The organism is Microcoleus sp. FACHB-SPT15, assembly GCF_014849525.1.
GTDB lineage: Bacteria > Cyanobacteriota > Cyanobacteriia > Cyanobacteriales > Coleofasciculaceae > Symplocastrum > Symplocastrum torsivum.
This window is the reverse complement of record NZ_JACJNU010000038.1, coordinates 83,605-104,050: the sequence shown is the minus strand read 5'-3', so window position 1 is coordinate 104,050 and position 20,446 is coordinate 83,605. Positions and strand designations below refer to the sequence as shown.

Sequence of the window (20,446 nt, the reverse complement as noted above, 5' to 3'; positions counted from 1 at the left end):
GGGATGCAATCTATAACTGCTGCCTGACCCAGTTGTGGAAATTCCGGGTAGAGGTCAGTTCACCAACCTTTCGGCTCTCTTTGATAAACCGGGGAATCTCTTTGACTGGCACAGGGGCAAAGGCAAGACTGGAGCCGGACTCTGTATACTGCCCTGATTCGAGTTTGTAAATTCGCAACACACTCCCGTCATAGCGCCAAAATTCGGGAATTCCCATTGCGGCATAGAGGGAAAGCTTATCTATCTTTGACCTAGAGTATTCCACTTCTAATACCAAGTCAGGGGGTGGGTCAGATTCTAGATCGATCTTTTCTTTATCTCGAACTAAAGGCTCATTCTGGATGTAGTAACTGCTATCCGGTTCAGCTCCACGCTCTAAGTCATCTCGCGTTAAGGTTAACGAACCAGTTCGTTTGATCTCCAAGCCCAACTCTTCGCACAGCACGACAACAAAACCTTCAATAAATCGGTTGGAGTTCTCCTAAAGCTTTCGATAGATTTGCGAAAAACCTGAGGGCTTTAGTCAACCCCCAGGTTTTTACTAAATTCGAGACGCGCTTAAATTACATTAGTCCCCAGTAGTGCAATACACCCTGTCCAGAGAAGAATTCAATAGCGATCGCAATCACAAATCCGAGCATTGCTAGCCGTCCGTTCCAAATCTCTGCTTGTGGGCTAAATCCGCCTACCCAAGCATTGCGTTCTTCGGGATTGGTAATGGGTGGTGTTGGTGTTGGTACGTTACTCATTTGCTTCTTTCCTTACCTTGATTAATTAGTCAGTTCTATTCGACTTACATCAAGCCCCAGAAGTGCAGAACGCCTTCGTTTGAAAATAGCTCAATCCCAATAGCGATGACGAATCCCAGCATTGCAAGGCGACCGTTCCAGATTTCTGCTTGTGGGCTGAAGCCAAACTTAACAGCGTTGCGATCTTCAGGATTGGTAATTGGTGGTGTTGGTGCGTTAGCCATTGGTTTGATTCCTTTTATTGATTACTATGTGAAAGGATTGCTCTTGATACGGATGCTTGGGGCTTATAGAAGACCCCAGAAGTGCAGAACACCTTGGTTCGTGAATAATTCGGTCAGCAGTGCGGCGACAAAGCCAATCATGGCGAGGCGACCGTTCCAATTTTCCGCTTGGGGTGTGAAACCTGATTTCCAAGCGTTGCGCTCTGCTGGATCTGTAATCGGCGGTGTTGGTGCGTTTTGCATGGTTACTGATCAGCTTCCTGACGACTTGGTTGTTTCTTTTCGTCTTATATTAAGTAATGTAACGCAAATTTTGAAATTAGGCTCTCTGCCTGAAGTTAGAGGCTACCAAATTTGTGAAAGCAAAGCAGGATGAAGTCCCTCGTTCCTTATAGATGCCAGAGGCACGAGAGAAATCGCCTATTTGTTTCAACGGCTGATTAGCCGGAGGAGGTAACAGTTGCTTTTGGTAGTCAGCGTAAGTCCGAATTCAATCCAGTGGGAATACCCAGTACTGAACAAGGGAAATGGGTACCTAGTTGCTGAATGATCGGATGACTAACCGAATTACAACCCAAGAACAGTAGAGTTGCCGCTTCTGATTCAACAACTTCTCTCAGTTCACTTGCCACGTCACCAAACCGTAGATGCGCTTTGAAGGAACCCCGCCATTCTTCTGCCAAACAACGTGCTTGCCACAAAATTCGATCAGCCTGCTCAAATGAATCTGCTTGGCAAGAGGTGGATTTGGGACGGCGTGATTTTACTGATTTCTTGGGTGATGTAGCTAAGGCTTGGGGTTTGGTTTCGGTCAAAACCGATAGCTTAGACTTCTTTAACGATGTGTTTATGTTTAACAACTCTGATGGCGACTGATGTTTTGACAAGTCGCTAGCACTAGCCGTGTTCAAGCCATCTGAATACTGATTCTTTTGATTTTCATCAACGACGTAGACAACTTGAACCGTGACTTGCTTTTGTGTAACCAAACGAGTTTGATGAGCAATCCACATCGTCAAGTCCAAAGCCGTTTGACTGCTAGGAGAGGCATTGTAGCCAACAACCAGATTTACCGATTTTGTAGAGTTTGACCACTTGGCAGCCGCTGAAGCGGGTTCAGGCAGCAACACCATTTGTTCAATTAAATCATTGCGATCCATCGCGCCTTCAAGACGCACTAACATTGGCTTGATGTTCACTGTTTTTAACCTCTCTTAGAAGAAAACGATAGATAAGTGAGAGGTGGGTCAAGAACAGATACCTCAGTTGTGTCCCAGAACATAGAGGTATCTGTAAGGAGACTCCAATTGCTTTTTGTTACAAAAGCGATAGTCTTGGTACTCCTAGCATCGCCGACGGAGTTTGTTGACGGGCTAAAACTGGAAGATGCCTCTCTCATGCCGGAGATTAGCCCCAAAAATTGGTTCCTCCGCTCCCAACCGAAAGCTGACAGCTAAATTCTGTCAGCTTGTGATTGAATTAGGCTGCCCACTCAAAAATAAAGTTAAGGGATTGTACGCTACTCGTCTTGGTTGAAATATCGATCCAGGAAGTTCAAGGCATGGTTACGCAATTCAAAATACTCTTTTGATTCGCGTAGTGCTTGGCGATCGCGTGGATGGGGAAAAGGTACCTCCAAAATCTCTCCGATTCTAGCATTCGGTCCGTTCGTCATCATCACAATGCGATCGGACATATACAGAGCTTCATCGACATCATGAGTCACCATCATTACAGCTTGCGGGTTGTTCTCCCAAATGTCGAGTACCTGTCGCTGCAACTTACCGCGAGTTAAGGCATCAAGCGCCCCAAACGGTTCATCCATCAACAACATTTTAGGACGAATTGCTAACGCTCGCGCAATACCTACTCGTTGTTTCATCCCACCAGAAATTTCATCCGGATATTTATTTGCCGCTTGGGTTAAATTCACCATTGCCAGATGTTCGCTGACAATCTGCTTTTTCTCAACAGGAGAAGCATTTTTAAGTACTTCATCGACCGCTAATCGGACATTTTCTGTAACTGTCAGCCACGGTAGGAGAGAATAGTGCTGAAACACCATCATCCTCTCTGCACCAGGCTTGCGAACCTCTTTGCCCTCCAGCCGTACCATTCCGGAAGTGGGCTTTTCCAAACCAGCGACCATCTTGAGTAGCGTTGATTTACCGCAGCCAGAGTGACCGATTAGAGAGATATATTCATCATCAGCAATGGTGAGATTGACATTATCTAAAACAACCAGCTCCCCACCCTCTGAATTGGGGTAAGACTTTACAATATTTTCAATTTCGAGAAATCCTGCTCCATTAACGGTTCGAGAATTAGTCTTGTCAGAAAAAGAAGTAGATTTTGTCATAGAATGCTCCGCGAAGAAGTTTAAGGTTTAGGGTCTTAATTCAAAACTCAGCACTGACCTTTGAAAAGCTTGTATAAAGCGTGTATAAAGCTTTGATGAATTTAAGACATGAAGAACGATTTAGGAGCATTGGCTCTAATTTCAAAGCTGTTGAGATACCCGACTGGATCGCTAGGGTCAAACGCTTTGTTGTCGATAAAGAATTCAGCAGGTTCAACTTTGTAGTCTTCCTTAGGACATTCAATCCCCATTTCCTCAGCAATCTCTCGATACAAGTCAGTTTTCCAACCTTGACGCGCCTTTTGTTCGGCATCTTTGGGAAATTGATCGATTTGTCCCCAACGAGTTGCCTGGGTCATTAACCAGATAGCTTGTGATTGCCAAAGAAATGTGGAATGGTTGCCTGGGATGTTGGCAAGTTTATCAGGCAAATCGAAGAAAATGGTGCTGTAAGGGTCATTAGCCATGCGCTTTTGCCCGTCAAAACCGCCGTAGTTGTATTCCCCAACAATTGCTGGTGCCGTGAATTTATCGATTGGGGCATCTTTCTTCTTCGGTTTAGCACCTGTAAAGGAGGGACTAGTAATATATTTGGCGACTTCAGGACGATTTTTGGGGTTACTGCAATACTGGCAAGCTTCAATCATTGCTTTTACCAAGCTTCGGTAGGTTTTGGGATTTTCCTCAATGAAGGATTCCATAACCCCAAGCAATCTATCTGGGTGTCCATACCAGATTTCCTTCCCTTGGGCAAAGGTAAAGCCAACACCTTCGTTACCAGCGATCGCTCTCGTGTTCCAGGGTTCTGCGACCATGTAAGCTTGCATCGCGCCAATCCGCACATTATTGACCATTTGGGGCGGTGGAATGATGATGACTCGAAACTCCTCGGCTGGATTAATCCCAACAGAGGCAGATAAGTAGCGGACAAAGTACTCATAGATGGAAGAACTTAAAACCACAGCCCAGATGCGTTGCTCTTGAGGTAGGCTTTGAAAGTAGCCATGAAAATTCTTCCCAAATTCTTCTAAGTTGCCGTTATATGTGTTCCAAGGTCGTAACCCAGAGTTCCACATAGCTTTGTTCATGGTCATGGCGTTGCCGTGCCGATGAATGGTCATGGCAGCACACAACGACGCATGACGTGCCCCTTCAGCACCAATTCTGGCGTTGGTGACTGCCCCAGAGACAACGGGTGAGGCATCAAGACGCCCAAAAATGATGCCATCACGGGAGTTTGCCCAGCTTGCCTCGCGGCTTAGGGTGACGTTTAGTCCGTATTTGCGAAAGAAGCCTTTTTCCCAGGCGATCGCAAATGGCGCACAGTCATTAACAGGGACAAATCCTACTGTAAGATTGGGTTTTTCCAGGCTGCTGGGATCTACAACGGGTTCGACGGCTTCGGCAGTTTTCGAGAGTCCGTAGGGTGCGGTAACTCCCTTGATGGCACAAGACGACAAGGCGAATCCTGCTGCCGATGCACCCATTTGTTCAAGAAATCTTCGTCGGTTCAAAGAATTCATGGCGGTATCACTAATGTTGTTAGTTCTTATGATGAATGGCTAGCAGTAACGATTCAGCTATGACTGTAGCTGAAACTGACGCAATGTCAGTGAGGCGTAGTTCTAGTTGGTAGTTGCAGTGGGTCGTCGGTGAGTGGCTAGAGATTCAATTTTGCCCAAAATGTAGTCAAGCACTAGCCCCGTTACACCAATCACAACCACTGCCAAGAACACAGAACTCAAATTTAAGCGGTTCCATTGATCCCAAACGAAGAAGCCGATGCCAATACCACCGGTGAGCATTTCGACAGCGACGATGACTAGCCAAGCAATTCCTAAACTAATCCGCAAGCCAGTGAAGATGTAAGGTAAGCTTGCAGGCCAAATGATTTTTGTAATCTGTCGCCAGCGAGGCATTTCTAGAACGCGGGCAACATCCAGATAATCTTTTTGAACGCTGGATACGCCGAGTGCTGTGTTGATAATCGTCGGCCACAACGAGGTGATAAAGATAACAAAAATTGCTGAAGGTTCTGCCAGGTTGAAGATGGCGAGTGCGATCGGTAACCAAGCCAATGGTGATACAGGCTTAAAAACTTGAATCAAAGGATTGAGAGTTAGCATCGCTGCTCTGGACATCCCAATCAGAAATCCCAAAGGAATTGCCACAGCCGCACCCAACGAAAATCCCAGTAATACCCGCCGCAGACTTGCCAGCAATAACCAACCGAGTCCTAAATTACCAGGGCCTTTCCGAAAGAACGGGTTGGCGTATTCTGCGCTATCGAGAAGCGCTTGCAGCGGGGTGGGCATTAAATCTGTTAAGAATGTTGCAGTAAACCACCACAGCAAAATTACTCCCAAAAACCCTAGGGCAGGCAGCAAGACCACATCTCTTATAAGTACTGGTTTTGCTTTTTTCCAGGTAGCTTGTCCAGCGACAGCGACGATCGCTGCCAAATTTAGCTGAAACAACATATTGCAATGCCTCAGACTCAACAACAGGTACACAAAACTGAGCAGTACCAGCCGGAGAAACTGACAAAATCAAGACATTGCTAAAAAATGCCGATCTTTTCAGAAGTCTCCTCTCAATGCCTACGGAGTTAGCTGACGGGCTAGGGCTGAGAGATGCCCCTCTCTACTCACTCTCTGAGTTAGAGAATACGCCCCCAAGGATGGTTCCCCCGTTCCTTACTTCACCTTGTTTACAGATGAACGTGTTGGCGAAGCTTTTGGATTAGGCTGACTTACTCTAGTTAAGGATGAAGAATAACACAATTTTTCCGGATTCTTGTTCCTTCTAAAGTAATAGTTAACATTAACCGTTTATGCGGCTTAAACCCCCTTAGGGATTGAATTACAAGAGAAATGAACTACTGCCAGTGCCTACGGCTCAGGCAGTTTCCGACTTCACGGGGGATTGCGTCAACTTCGACTTGCGTCCAAGTTTCGGACTCACATCCCCTCCATCAGCAGCAGTCCTAGTTCCTAAGACCGATAGCATTCTGATTCCCTCTGCTCTTATGTTCTGACTAGCGTTCTCGTCCCTATCGTGATGAGTGCCACAGCTAGGGCAAGTCCAAGCCCTAACATCTAGCGGGAGTTCACTGATTTGATAGTGACATTTTGAGCAGAGTTTAGAGCTAGGAAACCACCTATCAATTTCTACCAGTACCTTGCCGTCATGGTCTAATTTGTACTGCAAGAAATTGACAAACATTCCCCATCCCACATCAGAAATAGCTTTGGCTAGATTATGGTTGCGAACCATGCCCTTTGTATTTAGGCTCTCGACTACGATGACTTGATTATCGTCAACAAGCTTACGTGAAAGCTTATGTAAGTAGTCTTGACGGACATTACCAACTCGTTCGTGAACCCTAGCTACTAATCTTCTTGCTTTGTTTCTGGAATTTGACCCCGTTATCTTTCTCGCTAATTTTTGCTGCTTCCTCTTTAGGTTACGCTCGTGTTTGGCTAAATGCCTTGGATTGGCAAACTTAGATGTTTTTATACCATCGTGAACAATGGCGAACTCCTTCAGCCCCAGGTCTATACCTGCAACTTTTCCATTAGTATGCGGGGTTGGGTAGTCACCTTCTAATTCCACCAAGATAGCCGCGTAGTAATTTCCTGACGGATTCTGACTGATAGTTACTGTCTTGATGGTGCCTTCAATCTCTCTATGCAGTTTGCAAGAGACAACACCAACACTACCTGGAAACTTGAGACAACCTTCAACTATCTTGACCGACTGAGGATACTGAATTGACTGCCTATTTTTCTTGGCTTTGAATCGAGGGTATTTAGCCCTGCGTTCAAAGAAGTTCTTGTAAGCCGTCACTAAGTTGAGTGTTGTGGCTTGCAAGACTTGAGAGTAGCACTCACCTAGCCAAGATGTTTCCTCCTGTCTTTTGAGTCCTGGAAGCATTTTGTTCAATGCAACTTGAGTCAAGCCTTTGCCTGTCTCCTTGTAGGTTCCGATGCACAAATTGAGCGCATAGTTCCACCACCAGCGACTACAGCCAAAGTGTTGAGCTAGTATCTCTTGCTGTTCAGTTGTTGGATATAGCCTGACTTTGATGGCTTGGTGTCGCATTGATTTACCTCCTCTTAGTACTATATAGTATTTTTGCTAAGAGGTAAAGCAAGCCAGTACATTGATGAGGACTGGAGCTGGAGGTTTCCTCCAGCTAAGGAAGTCCGTTCGCTCTCATCCCAAGCGTGCCTACGGCTCAGGGGGATTTCTCGCTCACATCTCGTTAAAAAAATCGGCATTCCGCCCGTCAATTCCAAATAAGCGATCGCTAATTAAGTTACTCGTGAAACTCTCAAAGCAAAGTACAACAGCACCTGGCTACTTACACCTCACTAGCGTCAGGCGAATCTTCAAAAATTGCCCCTCGCCGGATTAAATCCAGCTTTGTTTCCTCAGAAATTCCTAAGTTGTTGCCAAATACAGCATTCTTCACGCTAGCACTACTTAAATCAGCGTCAATGAGGTTAGCCCTCAGCAACTTAGAATGGCGCAAGTTAGCTCTCACCAATCTTGCTCCTTGAAGGTTGACCCTAGATAAATCGGCACGGCTGAGGTCAGCATCTGTCAAATCTCGTCCCTCTGCTCCCTGATTGACAATTTCCCAAATTAGATGCCATTTAGCATCAAGTTGTGTCGCCTCGTTGATTGTTGCCCCTTCAAGCAGTGTCGTACTCAGGTCAGCACCGTTAATTATTGCTTCCTCTAGATTAGTATTGCGCCAATCGGCACTATGAATCGTTGCTTCCTCTAAGTTTGCCCGCCTCAAGTCTGCTCCCTGAAAATTTGCCTCACTGAGGTTGGCATGACTCAAATCTGCTCCCTGAAGATTTGCCTCGCTGAGGTTAGCATTGCTCAGGTCAGCACCCTTTAGGTTTGCCTCGCGGAGGTTAGCGTTACTCAAGTCAGCTACTTTCAGGTCAGCGACTCTCAAGTTTGCCTTGTCAAGATTTGCTTCGCTGAGGTCAGCGACTCTCAAGTCTGTTCCCCTAAGGTCAGCACCTGTTAAAACCGCACCCCTGAGGTCAGTACCCCGGAAGATAGCTGCGCTTAGATCAGCCCCTTTTAAATTTGCTCCATTCAAGACGGCACCACTTAGATCAGCTCCTTTCAGATTTATCCCGTTCAAATTTGCATCACTTAAGATCGCATCACTTAGATCAGCCACTCTAATGTCAGCACCACTAAGGTTGGTATGGCTGAGGTTGACATTAGTGAGATTCGCATGGCTGAGGTTAACTTGGCTGAGGTCGGCTCCCTTGAGGTTTGCTCCTCGAAAGTCGGCATGGCTCAAGTCAGCCTGATTCAAAATTGCCTCGCTCAAAATTGCCGCCCTTAAGTCAGCGTTATTAAGGCTGATATTACTGAGGTTTGCCCTGCTCAGGTTGGTACTGCGGAGGTTAGCGCCACTAAGGTTTATCCCTTGGAGGTTTGCCTCGCTCAGGTTGCTACCTGCAAAATCTTCAGCCGGATTTAGGTCAGCTATCCTCGCTAATTCCAGAAAGGCTTGGGTTTGGCACTCCATCACTCGCTGGGTCAGGTCTTGAACTTCTAGGCAAAATTCTTCATTAGTCATATCGTAGTTGTTGCCGACTGAGATAAGGCTTTAGTTTTCGCTTGAGCAACAGTTGGGCAATTCCTCTTTCTAGGACTGCTAGCTGGTTTCGGCTAATGTTTGGCGACCACAGTCCCTGCGTCTGTGTCAGATAGACATCTTTCAGTGAGACTTCAAATGTTACTTCTATATAGCAAGGTAAAGCGATCGCTTTTAGGGTTGCCAACTTGACATTGTTTATTGAGCCTTTCAAAATTGGCTCACCTGTTTCTACTTCAAACACCCAGGCGGGATTCTGCTGTGAACCCTTCGTCGTTACTTGAAAGGCAACCAACTGAGACGGATTGGTTTTGTCTTCAGTGAGTTCTGTCCCCCTTTTCCCTAAACTGTTATCTTCGCTCTGGATAACAGAACTTTCTACAGTATTTTGCGCTTGATTATCTTGAGAGTCTTGCTCTTGTTGGCGGTAAGAAAGTTTTAAGGAACCCGATAACTCACGAAACTCATAGGGAATACTACCGTTTTCCAGTCTTAGCTTGAGTTCTCCACCTTTTAAGCCAAATTTAACGCGATCGCCAACTAGAGGCTCACACTGCTCGTTGAAGTTAATCGTTAAGTACAGGTCAATCTGACCAGGCTGAACGGGAATTCCTTGTAGTTTCATCGATAGGCAGCCTGGACATCGGTTCTCAAGCGAGCTTTCCTGAGCCGATGAGGGGAGAGGTTGTTGCATTGCCAAGCATCAAATAAATCGTTCAGTTGGTTGCCTACCAAGCTAGCACGAGGCTTCAGTTCAAAAGTGTTATTTGTTGTTTGTTCTTCGTTATTAATATTACTAGACTCAAACAACTGTTCAGTCATTTGATTAACTACTTTTATAGTTCCTGAAGATGTTGTCTCGATTAATTAGTCTCGCAGAATATGGCACTTTATCTAGATAAAATATGTGAAGAAGTTGTGAAGTAATTCCTGCTGTCAGCTTTGTTAAAAAAAACACTCAAAATTATGGTGTGATTAGAGTTGAATCTTCAAAAATTGCTCCTCGGCGTAAGAGATCAAGCTTCATTTCATCAGAAAGCCCAACGTTATACCCAAACCTAGCCTTTTGTACATTTGCACGGCTCAGGTTAGCATTCCTTAGATCAGCACGACTCAGGTTAGCACCGCTTAGCTGGGCACTACTTAAGTTAGCGTTCATCAATTTAGCAGCAACTAAATTCGCACGGATTAGGTTGACACCAATTAATTTTGCCCCGATCAATTTGGCACTAATTAATTTTGCACCTCTGAGGTCTGTACCACTCAAGTCAGCACTGCTCAAGTCAGCACTACTTAGGTTGGCACTCACCAAGTTGGTACTAATTAAATTAGCTTTGCTCAGATTAGCACCGCTGAGATTAGCACCACTCAGGTTAGCACCGCTTAGGTCAGCTCCAATCAAGTCAGCACTAATTAGCTCAGCGCGGCTTAGGTTGGCACTAATCAAGTTAGCACCACTGAGGTCACCAAGGCTGAGGTCGGCACCACTCAGGTTAGCAAGACTAAGGTCAGCATCACTCAAATCCGTTTCATTCAGGTTTGCCCCCCTCAAGTCAACACCACTCAGGTCGTCGCCACTTAGATCTTCACCACTGAGATCGACACCAACAAAATCTTCAGTAAGATTTAAATCAGCAATTTCCGCTAGCTCAGAAAAGCTCTCTGTTTTTGCTCCCATAATTTGCTGGATAAGGTCTTGAACTTCCAAGCGAAATTCGTCATTAGTCATATCGTAATTGTTGCCGACTCAGATAAGGCATTAATTTTCGCTTGAAAAAGTGACGAACAATCGCTCTTTCGATGATTAGACGGCGTTTCTTGCTGATGTTTTGTGGCCAGAGTCCTTCAGCCTCAGTCAGACAGACATCTTGTGGCAAGACATGAAAGATTGCTTCCACATAGCAGGGTTTTGCTTTTACATTGATAGTTGCTAGTAAGGCGTTTTTGAGTAACCCTTTCAACACAGATTCACTTGGCTCTACTCCAAAAACCCAAACTGGAATTTCCTCTGAACCTTTAATTCTTGTCTGGCAAGTAGTGAACTGAACATTATCAGGTTTCTCGGTTGTTTTTTTGGGGCTGGGGTTTATTTTTTCTTCGAGTTTTCCCTTACCCATGGAAGCTTCTCTATCACTTTGATTTTCAGAGTCTTCTTGCTGTTGCTCCTGCTGGATAGCAAGCTTACAGGAGCCAGATAAGTGACTTGATGACAAGGAAATTTTGCCATTCTTCAACTTGACGCTCAGTTTGCCACCTTTTAGTCCAAATTTAACGTGCCCCTCAAGCAACTGCTCCCGCTGTTCGTTAAATTGGATAGTCAAGTGCAGATTAATTGGTGTTGTTGTCGTAGATTGTGACTGCTTCTGTGTCTGACTCGGAATGGTTTCCAATTTCATGAATAAGCAGCCTAAGCACTTGTTCTCAGGTTCTTGCGGAGGCATTGCGGAGACTGGTTTTTGCATTGCCAAGCACCAATCGTTCAGGTTGTTGCCTATAAGCTACCATGATGCTTTGAGCTGTTGCTTATATATATTAGAGAACTCGGTATCACAAGCTCTCGGCGGATAACGATGCATTCTCCATCTGAAAGGATGAAGGCTTCTCTTTTGCCAGAATATTAAATTATAAATAAATTTTGAGGGAGTCGGGATGTATCCCAAACCAAAAACTCATCGCCGTGCTATCCAAGCTTGTGACTGGTCGATTGAGCAATTGCCTGGATTAAGTGTTCAAGACCAATCAAAGCTCAGAGAATTGGGCATTACAACCACCAAACAACTGCTAGAAGAAACCAGCACACCACAATCACGACAAGCACTGGCAAGTCAGTTGCCAATAAAAGTTCAGTACGTGAACAAATGGGTTGCTCTGGCAGATTTAGCGCGTGTCCCCGATATCGGTTGCCAATATTGTGGGCTATTGTTACACGCTGGGATTTGTTCTGTAACTCAGCTTGCTCAGACTCCTGCCCATAAATTGCATCAACAAATTTTACGGCTGCAAGTGGCAACCCTGCAACGCCGTGACCTCTGTCCTCATGTGGAGGAAGTAGCAGGATGGATTAAACAAGCACGAATGTTGGTGGTTAGTTGAGGGTTGGTGGTTGATGGTTGTTGGTGACTAATCTTTTGCTAAGACACCATTGAGGAAAATATCGGCAATTCCTTCTGCCATTTCTTGCATCGCTTGGGGGGAGGCTCCTGGCTCCATAATGGTTTCATGGCTGAAACCAGCAACAGCAAACATTCCTAAGAACACCTGCGCGACTATCTTGGGGTTGGTGCGACGATAGATGCCTCGATCCATCGCTGTTTGGAAGAAGGCTTCTGCAACATCCGTCATTTTCATGATCACGTCTGACTGAATGCGATCGCGTAACTCTGGATGAAACTGCGCTTCCATAAAGCAAACCTTCATCATGTCAGCGTTTTCACGCATCCGCATCATCCGTCGCCGCATCACTTGAGCAACGGCTTTATAGCTACCCATCTCGCTGAGTTCTGTCAGCAAATCCGTGAGAATCTCTACCCAACCTTGTGTTGCCACTTCGATTAAGATTGCTTTCTTATTCTCGAAATGGCGAAATAGTGTGCCTTCTGCGACTCCAGCCGCTTGAGCCAAATCGCGAGTAGTTGTACCGTCATATCCCCGACGTGCAAATAAACGTTGCGCTGCCTGGAGGATGCGGTTTCTTGTCTCCGTCTCTGACTGAGGAGGCCGATTTAAAATTCGCATCGAAGTATAAAACAAAAGTTGTAGGGCTATTGTGCAACAGCTTGTCTAATAATTGGCAAAAGCGTCATAGTTCCTCACAATTTCCTCCCCGACAAAGGGGAGTATCGTTCTGGCGCTTTCGAGAGTTTTGCTTACAAACAGCTATTCTTTGAACCGATTGTTGGCGGTGGTTTATTCACTGCCGCCGCACCGCCATTAATTAACCGATTTTGGCCAATTCCCGTCTTACTACTTACAAGCGTTATTCTTGCCTTCTGGCTTATGTTTGGTTTGTTGAACTACAGGCAAATAACTAGCTCAATGGAGCCTAAGCAAGGATAACTTCAGGATAGTTATTTCTGCCACGCTGCACTATGGCAATTCTTGTCTCAGTGAGGTATAGCAAAAGGCAGAAGGCAGAAGGCAGAGGGCAGAAGCTTTATTACTGGTACGTGGTTGTTTCAGCCGTTAGATTTGTCCTAACCTTTATGGCGACAGCTATACATCTAAGTTTCTTGCCAATTCCCAATTCCCGAAAACCCAGAAATTTGTACCTCATCCACATGAGAACCGCTATAAATTTATCAACCATTGTGAGCTAGGCGAACCACCAGCCTCACAACGGCTGATTTTTTTTGTCACGATAGACCAATAGCTCAAGAAATTCTTAGGCTAATAACAGTGCCGATCGCTACCGTTTTATGAGTCAGTTGAGTCAATTTATTTTGTATTGCAGGCTTTTTACTGCCCGGTTGAGAAAACACCGATGGCAATCTGTAATTGTGGCTTGCCTGGGAGTTGCAATTTTGGCGTGGGGAAGCTTGCCAACGGCGGCTTTTGCTCGCACCGAGACACCTACGGCTACCTCTGAGTCGATCCAACCTTACTTAGACAGAGTTATTCAGCAAGTCACTGAATTTCAGTTGGATAATGGCATGAAGTTTATTGTTCTGGAGCGACACCAGGCACCTGTCGTGTCTTTTTTCACCTATGCCGATGTCGGTGGTGTCGATGAGCCTACGGGGAAAACAGGTGTTGCTCACTTCCTGGAGCATTTGGCATTTAAAGGTACAACCCGCATTGGTACGCAAGATTATCAGGCGGAAAAACCTCTGTTAGACCGATTGGATGAGTTATCCAAACAAATTCAAGCGGCTTCATCGGCGGGTAAAGAAGCAGAAGTCACGCAGTTACAGGCAGAGTTTGCCAAAGTTGAGGCAGAGGCAGCCAGTTTAGTCAAGCAAAATGAGCTAGGTCAAATTGTTGAGCAAGCTGGAGGCGTTGGCTTAAATGCTGCAACCTCTGCGGATGCCACGGTATACTTCTACAGCTTCCCTTCAAACAAGCTAGAGCTATGGATGTCTCTAGAGTCGGAACGCTTTCTAGACCCTGTGTTTCGCGAATTCTACAAAGAAAAAGACGTGATTTTAGAAGAACGTCGTCTGCGAACTGATAACTCTCCCATCGGTCAGATGGTTGAAGCATTTCTCGATACAGCGTTTCAGGCACATCCCTACCGACGTCCAGTGATTGGCTATAACGAAGACATCCGCAACCTTACCCGTGAAGATGTCCAACAGTTTTTTGACACTCATTATGTTCCCAATAACTTGACGATCGGGGTTGTGGGCGATGTCGATCCAGCTCAAGTGCAGCAGCTAGCTCAAACTTACTTTGGACGCTTCAAAGCTGGCGCTGCACCACCAGAAGTAACGATTACTGAACCACCCCAGCAACAAACACGGGAAGTGAAGTTAGAGTTACCTTCCCAACCTTGGTACATGGAGGGTTACCATCGACCCGCCATTGACCATCCTGATAATGTGGTTTACGACATCATTGGTAGTCTGCTTAGTAATGGTCGCACGTCTCGGCTTTACAAGTCTCTGGTGGAGGAGCAACAGGTTGCGCTTTCTGCGGAGGGATTTAGTGGCTTTCCTGGTAATAAGTATCCAAATTTGATGTTGTTGTACACCCAGACAGCGCCAGGGCATACGGTGGATGAAGTGGCGACATCATTGCGTAATGAAATTGAACGACTCAAGACGGAACCTGTTTCAGCTATTGAGTTGGATCGGGTGAAGACACAAGCGCGGGCTGGGCTTTTGCGATCGCTTGATTCCAATTCCGGTATGGCACGAAATTTGGTGGAGTACGAGGTAAAAACAGGCGACTGGCGCAACTTATTCAAGGAGTTAGAAGCGATCGCTGCTGTTACCCCAGCCGACATTCAGCGCGTCGCTCAAGCGACATTCCAGCCAGACAATCGTACTATCGGACGTCTTTTATCAAGTCAGTAGTTAGTTGTTAGTCGTTAGTCGTTAATGGCTGATGGCTGATGGCTAATAGCAATGTTTGCGTAGTAAAGCAGTGCCATTTGGTACACCGCAAACAATTAGCAACGAAAAATTAGCAATGAACAATCCAAAATCCAAAATCAAAAAACCAAAATTCCTACGCTGGCTGGGGCTACTGCTGCTGACAATGCTACTGGTGGTTGTGTCGCGTGTACCAGCAGTGGCAGCGACACCACGGCACTACACGGAGTTAGAGTTTGCTCCTGTACCAGAAATTCAGATCCCAGAGTACACGCGCTATAAGCTGGACAATGGGATGGTTGTGTATCTGATGGAAGATCATGAACTGCCCCTAGTTGGCGGCACTGTCTTGATTCGTACAGGCGATCGCCTTGAACCAGTCGATAAGATTGGCTTGGCAACGATGGTTGGCGAAGTGATGCGTACTGGTGGTACAAAGCAGCACTCTGGCGATGAACTGAATGCGCTTTTAGAACAACGTGCGGCTTCTGTGGAAACTGGCATTGGTACAGCATCGGGTAGTGCTAGTTTCAGCGCCCTAACAGAAGACTTAGATATGGTTTTTGATTTGTTTGCTGAGGTGATTCAAGAACCCGTCTTTGCCCCCGATAAGCTGGAGTTAGCCAAACGCCAACAAGCAGGGCAAATTGCGCGTCGGAATGATGACCCCAATGATATTGCGGGTCGAGAATTTCAGAAACTGATCTACGGTGACAATAGTCCTTACGCCCGTACTGTTGAGTATCAGACTCTTGATAATATTACTCGTGACGATGTAGTGGCGTTCTACGGGCAATATTTTCATCCTGAAAATATGATTCTGGGAATCATCGGGGATTTTGATTCTGCAAAAATGCGATCGCGCATTCAGGAGCAATTTGGCAATTGGAAATCTGCCTCAAAGCGATCACAACCGACTATGCCAGAGGTATCTCAGGCAAAGCAAACAGGTGTCTTTCTGGTGAATCAGCCCCAACTTACCCAAAGTTATGTCCAGATGGGACATTTGGGAGGACAGTTCAACAGCCCTGACTATCCGGCGTTGGATGTCTTAAATCAGATAATGAATGGATTTGGCGGACGTTTATTTAACGAAGTGCGATCGCGCCAAGGGCTTGCCTATTCTGTGTACGGATATTGGAATCCTAGCTTTGATTTTCCAGGTACGTTCATCGCTGGTGGACAAACTCGCTCAGATGGTACAGTCCCTTTAATTAAAGCGGTTCTCGCAGAAATTGAGGAACTTCGGACAACACCTGTGACACAAGCTGAACTTGCCTATGCCAAAGATCAGGTAGTCAACTCATTTGTGTTCAACTTTCAAGACCCTGCTCAAACGTTATCGCGGTTAATGCGTTACGAATATTACGGGTACCCAGAGGATTTTCTGTTCCAGTACCAAAAAGGTGTTCAATCAACGACTGTTGAAGATGTCCAACGTGTCGCACAAAAATACTTACAACCCGACAAAATTGTGACTCTGGTCGTAGGAAATGCAGCAGCCATTCAGCCACCGCTTACGAGTCTCTCTGCCGACGTGACTTCATTAGATATTACGATTCCAGAGCCAAAAAGCAGTTAATAAGCTTGCTTAGCACCTAAAGAGTTCTACTATAGCGAAGGGTGGGCAATGCCCACCCTTCGCCTTTTCCTTTACCAAGAATAGTGGGTCTAAAGCCTCCCCCTTCCAGGGGGACTTTTCTTAACTTTATAGCAATCTACAGCTATAAAAGTGATATAGTATTCCTATGATAACCCTAGAGTTTAAGTTAAAAGGTAAACAGCAGCAGTATCGGGTCATCGACGAGATGATTCGCACCGCTCAGTTTATCCGCAACAAGGCTTTGAGGCACTGGATGGATAACTCCAGCGTTAAGTTGTCTGACCTCTACAAGCAATGCGCTGTACTAGCGAAAGAGTTTGAATGGGCAGGTAAACTTAACTCAATGGCACGACAAGCTTCGGCTGAACGTGCCATTTTTGCTATCCAACGTTTCTTCGCTAATTGCAAATCAAATAAACCTGGAAAGAAAGGGTATCCGCAGTTCAAGAAGTTCTCTCGCTCTGTGGAGTACAAGACTTCAGGGTGGAAGCTTTCTTCTGATAAAAGAAGTTTGACTTTCACTGATGGTTTTGCGGCAGGAACGTTTAAGTTAGTGGGTTCTCGTGACCTACACTTCTATGCTCCGAGTGAGATTAAGCGAGTGCGGGTGATTCGTCGTGCCGATGGCTACTACACCCAGTTCTGCATTGCCGTCGAGAGGACCGAAGCACTCACTCCTACGGGGAAAGCCCTTGGAATAGATGTTGGACTCAACCACTTCTATACCGATTCAACGGGTGCAACCGTTCCTAATCCTCGCCATCTCCGCAACAGCGAGAAGGCGTTGAAACGGGCACAGCGTAGAGTTTCTAGAATGAAGTTGGGTTCAGCTAATCGCAAAAAGGCGATTAACCGATTGGGGAGAAAACACCTAAAAGTCAGTAGGCAGCGTAAAGACTTTGCTGTAAAGACAGCTTTGTGCGTGGTGAAATCTAGCGATTTTATTGCCTATGAAGACTTGCAGGTGAGGAATATGGTGAAAAATCACAAGCTTGCCAAAAGTATCAGTGATGCGGCTTGGTCGCAGTTTGCCCAATGGTTGCAGTACCTAGGGAAAGTGTATGGGAAGACAGTTGTTGCTGTCGCTCCCCAGTACACTTCTCAAGACTGTTCAACCTGCGGCACCCTAGTTCATAAGGCTTTATCTGTCAGGACTCATGTTTGTGAGTGCGGGGCAGTGTTGGCTCGTGACCATAATGCAGCGCTGAACATCTTAGCTAAAGCCTTAAGGCAAGCAGGTGTCAACTTAAATACGGTGGGGCACACCGAAATTAACGCTTGGGGACAGACCGACCTCTAAAGAGCTGGTGGTGACATCAACTCTTCAAGCCGACTGATTGAACCAAGAATCCTCGTGCCTTCAGGCTGAGGAGTGTCAACCTGCTGTCATTGCTCTGGTACGGCAGAACACAACTTGGGATTAGTTTCCGTGATAACATAGAAAATCATACTTTGTCATACTTTTTATCCAAACAGCGTTCTAGAAGTTGAATTCTGTATAGATAGGCAAAAAGCCTAGGATTGAGTATTAGTTTATTTGTAGAGCTAAAGATAGGCTGGTTGAGAAATTCCCAGATAGGAAACCGAACTTTGACGAGTTTTGGAGCCATAGAAGGAAAGTGATAGAGAAGAGAACCAGTTTGAGAAAGCTTGGTACTTTGCGTTAGCTGACCAATTTGGGTGCTTAGTTAAACTTGCCACACTATCTCGTAGATTTTCTTGGTGAGAATTACGGAATAGTAAAATAGTTTTTTGGCAATGTCTGTAGTTTCACGGAAGGGAAGAAGGCTTCACTGCAAAACTATGCAGTCTGTATAGTTACAGGCTTGGGATTTGGGTATCAATCCTGGCAAAAGTTAGTAAAGTTGTTGCCACATTAATCATTAATATTGCAATATGTAAATACTGAGTCTACGCCTTGACAAAGTGATTGCCTCCTGACACATATCTAATTCACAGTCAGTCCAAAATAGTTGTGTATTTGCACCACAAAGTCTGGTATATGAGTCTGCTACATACTAGCACGGATAAATCCTTGTCGAGTAGGTTTTGGGACATAGCACATCCTCCGAAAGAAGGATTTACTAGAGAATAACCACAATTTCGGTTCTTTTAGTGAACCACTACTTGGCTTTAGGTCAGTACTAAAGGTTTTAGATAAATCTTGTCAATTGCACGCGGTAACGTTCTTTCTTGGTTACAGCGACTTCCCCAACTTCCAAGCGTCCTTTACCGCGAATCGCAATCAAGTCTCCTGTTTTGATGAGGTAACTGGCTTGGCTAACATCTTTCCAATTGACTCGGACATCACCCGCCGTAATCAAATCAGCCATTTTGCTGCGGGAGACTCCAAAGCCAGCCGAGGCGATCGCATCTAGGCGCAGCGATGCCTCTACCGTTGTCATCTCTTTTTTCTTCGGTTCTCGAATCTTCAGTTCACTCAAGTCAATGCGTCGAGTTTTCACGGGTACAGAGCGAACTTGATTGAGTTGCGTCTCCAAAAACTCTGCCATTTCGGGAACGACAATTACCTGTGCCCCTCGTTCTCCTAAGACAATGATGTCGCCAGTTTTTTCTCGAACAATACCACAACCTAGCATTGCCCCTAGGAAATCTCGATGGGTTGGCGGGTCAAAAAGAAAGTTACCTGCAATATCTAAAGCCACGACTTCTACCTGAGATTGCTCAAGCGGGAGTTCTGAACGAGCGATCGCTACACGTTGTCGTTCGGCTTGGGGATAGCCTCCCCAAGCCAGCAGTTGTACTTCCGTCAAACGTCCAAACTGCTGTTGGATTTCGGCTATTACTGGCGGCGAGAGAAAATCACTCAAGACAACTTCCCACGTCTTGATTGCCTGATCAGCTTGGTCGATGACACGGGCAACAGTATCTCGATTTTCGACTCCTTTGAGTAAATCTTCTCTCGGCAGCATTCGTAATCGCTTTTGTAAAATACTTTCTTGATTCTACCTAGGCATAAGCGATCGGGGATGAGGGCTTGTGCATTAGTGATTGGGGATTGGGGACTGGGGATTCAGGATTGGGAGAAAGAGACTGTTGTTATGTACGAGTTAGATACTGGCTGGGTCAACATAGCCTTGAATAGTCTCAGGCTCGAATTGGCGTAGGATTCGGGTAGCTTGCCTAGTCAAACTCTCAGAACCTTTGACGACAATTAAATATTTACCTTCATTAAGCCGATTGCGGTAAGGTAAGGCATCACCGCCACCAAATACTAAGCCAACACCGCCACCGACAAAAAAGCTGCCCATTGCTGCTGCGATCGCACCAAATACGCCACCAATGATGTGGTTACCGATGCTACCTGCCCATTCAAACACTTCTATCCCTGTTTGGAGGTTAAAGGCATAACCAGCTACAAATCCAAAGGGAATTAGCCAGTAAGCAAGTAGACGGCTTTGCTTTTGCGCTTCTAAACCGGGGTCAATCAAACCAAATTCATCAGCACTTTTGTACCCTCTACCCAGAATGGAGATTTTATCCAACGGTAAGCCTTCTTTCTCCAAGGCTGAGTAAGCTTCTTCTGCTTCTATACGGTTTTGCAATACGGCGATTAAATAGTTCATTGCTCTATCTAACGATTAAATCGGAATCCGGCTTCCAAAGAGTACGGTAACAGCTTTCGTCTCATAGTGCCCAACCCCCAATTCCCCAATTCCCATGAAACTTAAAAACTTTTAGATAATCAGCGGTTTAGCACCTCCTTTGCAGTTAAAATAGCCTCCTGCGGTACTACCTTGATAGTGAGGTAAAAGTATAGGTGTATCAAAAAACGCCTACTGCATTTAACCGCGATCGCTTGTCGTATTACCTGTAGCGCTCT

Annotated in this window: 21 protein-coding genes and 2 riboswitches; of the genes, 4 read left to right on the top strand and 17 right to left on the bottom strand. The window is 45.7% G+C overall.

The features are described from left to right. Positions 1-10: 10 nt before the first annotated feature. From H6F98_RS13335 to H6F98_RS13265, 14 genes are all read right to left on the bottom strand, one after another. The gene (locus tag H6F98_RS13335; RefSeq protein WP_199348449.1) at positions 11-445 is read right to left on the bottom strand and encodes a Uma2 family endonuclease; all 435 of its coding nucleotides are present in this window, start codon (positions 443-445) and stop codon (positions 11-13) included. A gap of 118 nt (positions 446-563) precedes the next feature. Next, positions 564-749 carry a chlorophyll a/b-binding protein gene (locus H6F98_RS13330; RefSeq protein WP_192219174.1) on the bottom strand — a complete coding sequence of 62 codons (186 nt, stop codon included), beginning with the start codon at positions 747-749 and terminating at the stop codon, positions 564-566. A 44-nt stretch (positions 750-793) separates the two neighbouring features. After that, entirely contained in the window at positions 794-973 is a 180-nt protein-coding gene (locus H6F98_RS13325) for a chlorophyll a/b-binding protein (RefSeq protein ID WP_192219173.1), read from the bottom strand. Between the two features lie 63 nt (positions 974-1,036). Next, entirely contained in the window at positions 1,037-1,216 is a 180-nt protein-coding gene (locus H6F98_RS13320) for a chlorophyll a/b-binding protein (RefSeq protein ID WP_192219172.1), read from the bottom strand. Positions 1,217-1,446: 230 nt separating this feature from the next. Further along, positions 1,447-2,172, bottom strand: a complete 726-nt coding sequence (locus tag H6F98_RS13315; protein WP_313929860.1) for a universal stress protein — start codon at positions 2,170-2,172, stop codon at positions 1,447-1,449. 136 nt (positions 2,173-2,308) lie between these two features. After that, a riboswitch (cyclic di-AMP (ydaO/yuaA leader) is annotated at positions 2,309-2,435 on the bottom strand. A gap of 57 nt (positions 2,436-2,492) precedes the next feature. Next, entirely contained in the window at positions 2,493-3,332 is an 840-nt protein-coding gene (locus tag H6F98_RS13305) for an ABC transporter ATP-binding protein (protein WP_192219170.1), read from the bottom strand. A 101-nt stretch (positions 3,333-3,433) separates the two neighbouring features. After that, positions 3,434-4,855 (bottom strand): ABC transporter substrate-binding protein, encoded by a 1,422-nt coding sequence (locus tag H6F98_RS13300; protein ID WP_192219169.1) that lies wholly within the window; start codon positions 4,853-4,855, stop codon positions 3,434-3,436. A gap of 102 nt (positions 4,856-4,957) precedes the next feature. After that, a complete protein-coding gene (gene ntrB, locus H6F98_RS13295; RefSeq protein WP_192219168.1) occupies positions 4,958-5,812 on the bottom strand; it encodes a nitrate ABC transporter permease in 855 nt (284 codons plus the stop codon). A gap of 103 nt (positions 5,813-5,915) precedes the next feature. Then, positions 5,916-6,073: riboswitch (cyclic di-AMP (ydaO/yuaA leader) on the bottom strand. Between the two features lie 157 nt (positions 6,074-6,230). Next, complete coding sequence (locus tag H6F98_RS13290; RefSeq protein ID WP_192219167.1) at positions 6,231-7,436, bottom strand: RNA-guided endonuclease TnpB family protein; 1,206 nt, start codon at positions 7,434-7,436, stop codon at positions 6,231-6,233. A 262-nt stretch (positions 7,437-7,698) separates the two neighbouring features. Continuing rightward, positions 7,699-8,949 (bottom strand): pentapeptide repeat-containing protein, encoded by a 1,251-nt coding sequence (locus tag H6F98_RS13285; RefSeq protein WP_192219166.1) that lies wholly within the window; start codon positions 8,947-8,949, stop codon positions 7,699-7,701. Continuing rightward, positions 8,942-9,592, bottom strand: coding sequence for a hypothetical protein (locus H6F98_RS13280; protein WP_192219165.1), 651 nt, complete (start codon positions 9,590-9,592; stop codon positions 8,942-8,944). The genes H6F98_RS13285 and H6F98_RS13280 overlap by 8 nt, the downstream gene beginning before the upstream one ends. Further along, positions 9,589-9,789: a hypothetical protein gene (locus H6F98_RS13275; protein ID WP_192219164.1), complete on the bottom strand. Its 201-nt coding sequence runs from the start codon at positions 9,787-9,789 to the stop codon at positions 9,589-9,591. Before H6F98_RS13275 ends, H6F98_RS13280 begins: the two co-directional genes overlap by 4 nt. Positions 9,790-9,931: 142 nt before the next feature. After that, a complete protein-coding gene (locus H6F98_RS13270) occupies positions 9,932-10,696 on the bottom strand; it encodes a pentapeptide repeat-containing protein (protein ID WP_192219163.1) in 765 nt (254 codons plus the stop codon). Continuing rightward, positions 10,689-11,429 (bottom strand): hypothetical protein, encoded by a 741-nt coding sequence (locus H6F98_RS13265; protein WP_192219162.1) that lies wholly within the window; start codon positions 11,427-11,429, stop codon positions 10,689-10,691. Before H6F98_RS13265 ends, H6F98_RS13270 begins: the two co-directional genes overlap by 8 nt. Before the next feature lie 187 nt (positions 11,430-11,616). On the opposite strand from H6F98_RS13265, the gene H6F98_RS13260 reads away from it, so the two are divergent. Further along, positions 11,617-12,060, top strand: a complete 444-nt coding sequence (locus H6F98_RS13260; RefSeq protein ID WP_192219161.1) for a DUF4332 domain-containing protein — start codon at positions 11,617-11,619, stop codon at positions 12,058-12,060. A gap of 27 nt (positions 12,061-12,087) precedes the next feature. On the opposite strand, the gene H6F98_RS13255 is transcribed toward H6F98_RS13260, so the two are convergent. Continuing rightward, on the bottom strand, positions 12,088-12,702 hold the full coding sequence (locus H6F98_RS13255) for a TetR/AcrR family transcriptional regulator (protein ID WP_192219160.1): 615 nt from the start codon (positions 12,700-12,702) through the stop codon (positions 12,088-12,090). A gap of 680 nt (positions 12,703-13,382) precedes the next feature. Between H6F98_RS13255 and H6F98_RS13250 the strand changes: the two genes are divergently transcribed. The 3 genes from H6F98_RS13250 to H6F98_RS13240 all read left to right on the top strand — a co-directional run bounded on the left by H6F98_RS13250 (position 13,383) and on the right by H6F98_RS13240 (position 17,902). Next, positions 13,383-14,981, top strand: coding sequence for an insulinase family protein (locus tag H6F98_RS13250; protein WP_192219159.1), 1,599 nt, complete (start codon positions 13,383-13,385; stop codon positions 14,979-14,981). A 115-nt stretch (positions 14,982-15,096) separates the two neighbouring features. Then, positions 15,097-16,581 carry a pitrilysin family protein gene (locus H6F98_RS13245; RefSeq protein WP_192219158.1) on the top strand — a complete coding sequence of 495 codons (1,485 nt, stop codon included), beginning with the start codon at positions 15,097-15,099 and terminating at the stop codon, positions 16,579-16,581. Between the two features lie 166 nt (positions 16,582-16,747). Next, entirely contained in the window at positions 16,748-17,902 is a 1,155-nt protein-coding gene (locus tag H6F98_RS13240; protein WP_192219157.1) for an RNA-guided endonuclease TnpB family protein, read from the top strand. 853 nt (positions 17,903-18,755) lie between these two features. On the opposite strand, the gene H6F98_RS13235 is transcribed toward H6F98_RS13240, so the two are convergent. Further along, entirely contained in the window at positions 18,756-19,535 is a 780-nt protein-coding gene (locus H6F98_RS13235) for a photosystem II S4 domain protein (protein ID WP_192219156.1), read from the bottom strand. 138 nt (positions 19,536-19,673) lie between these two features. Next, positions 19,674-20,189, bottom strand: a complete 516-nt coding sequence (locus H6F98_RS13230; protein WP_192219155.1) for a hypothetical protein — start codon at positions 20,187-20,189, stop codon at positions 19,674-19,676. Positions 20,190-20,446 lie beyond the last annotated feature (257 nt).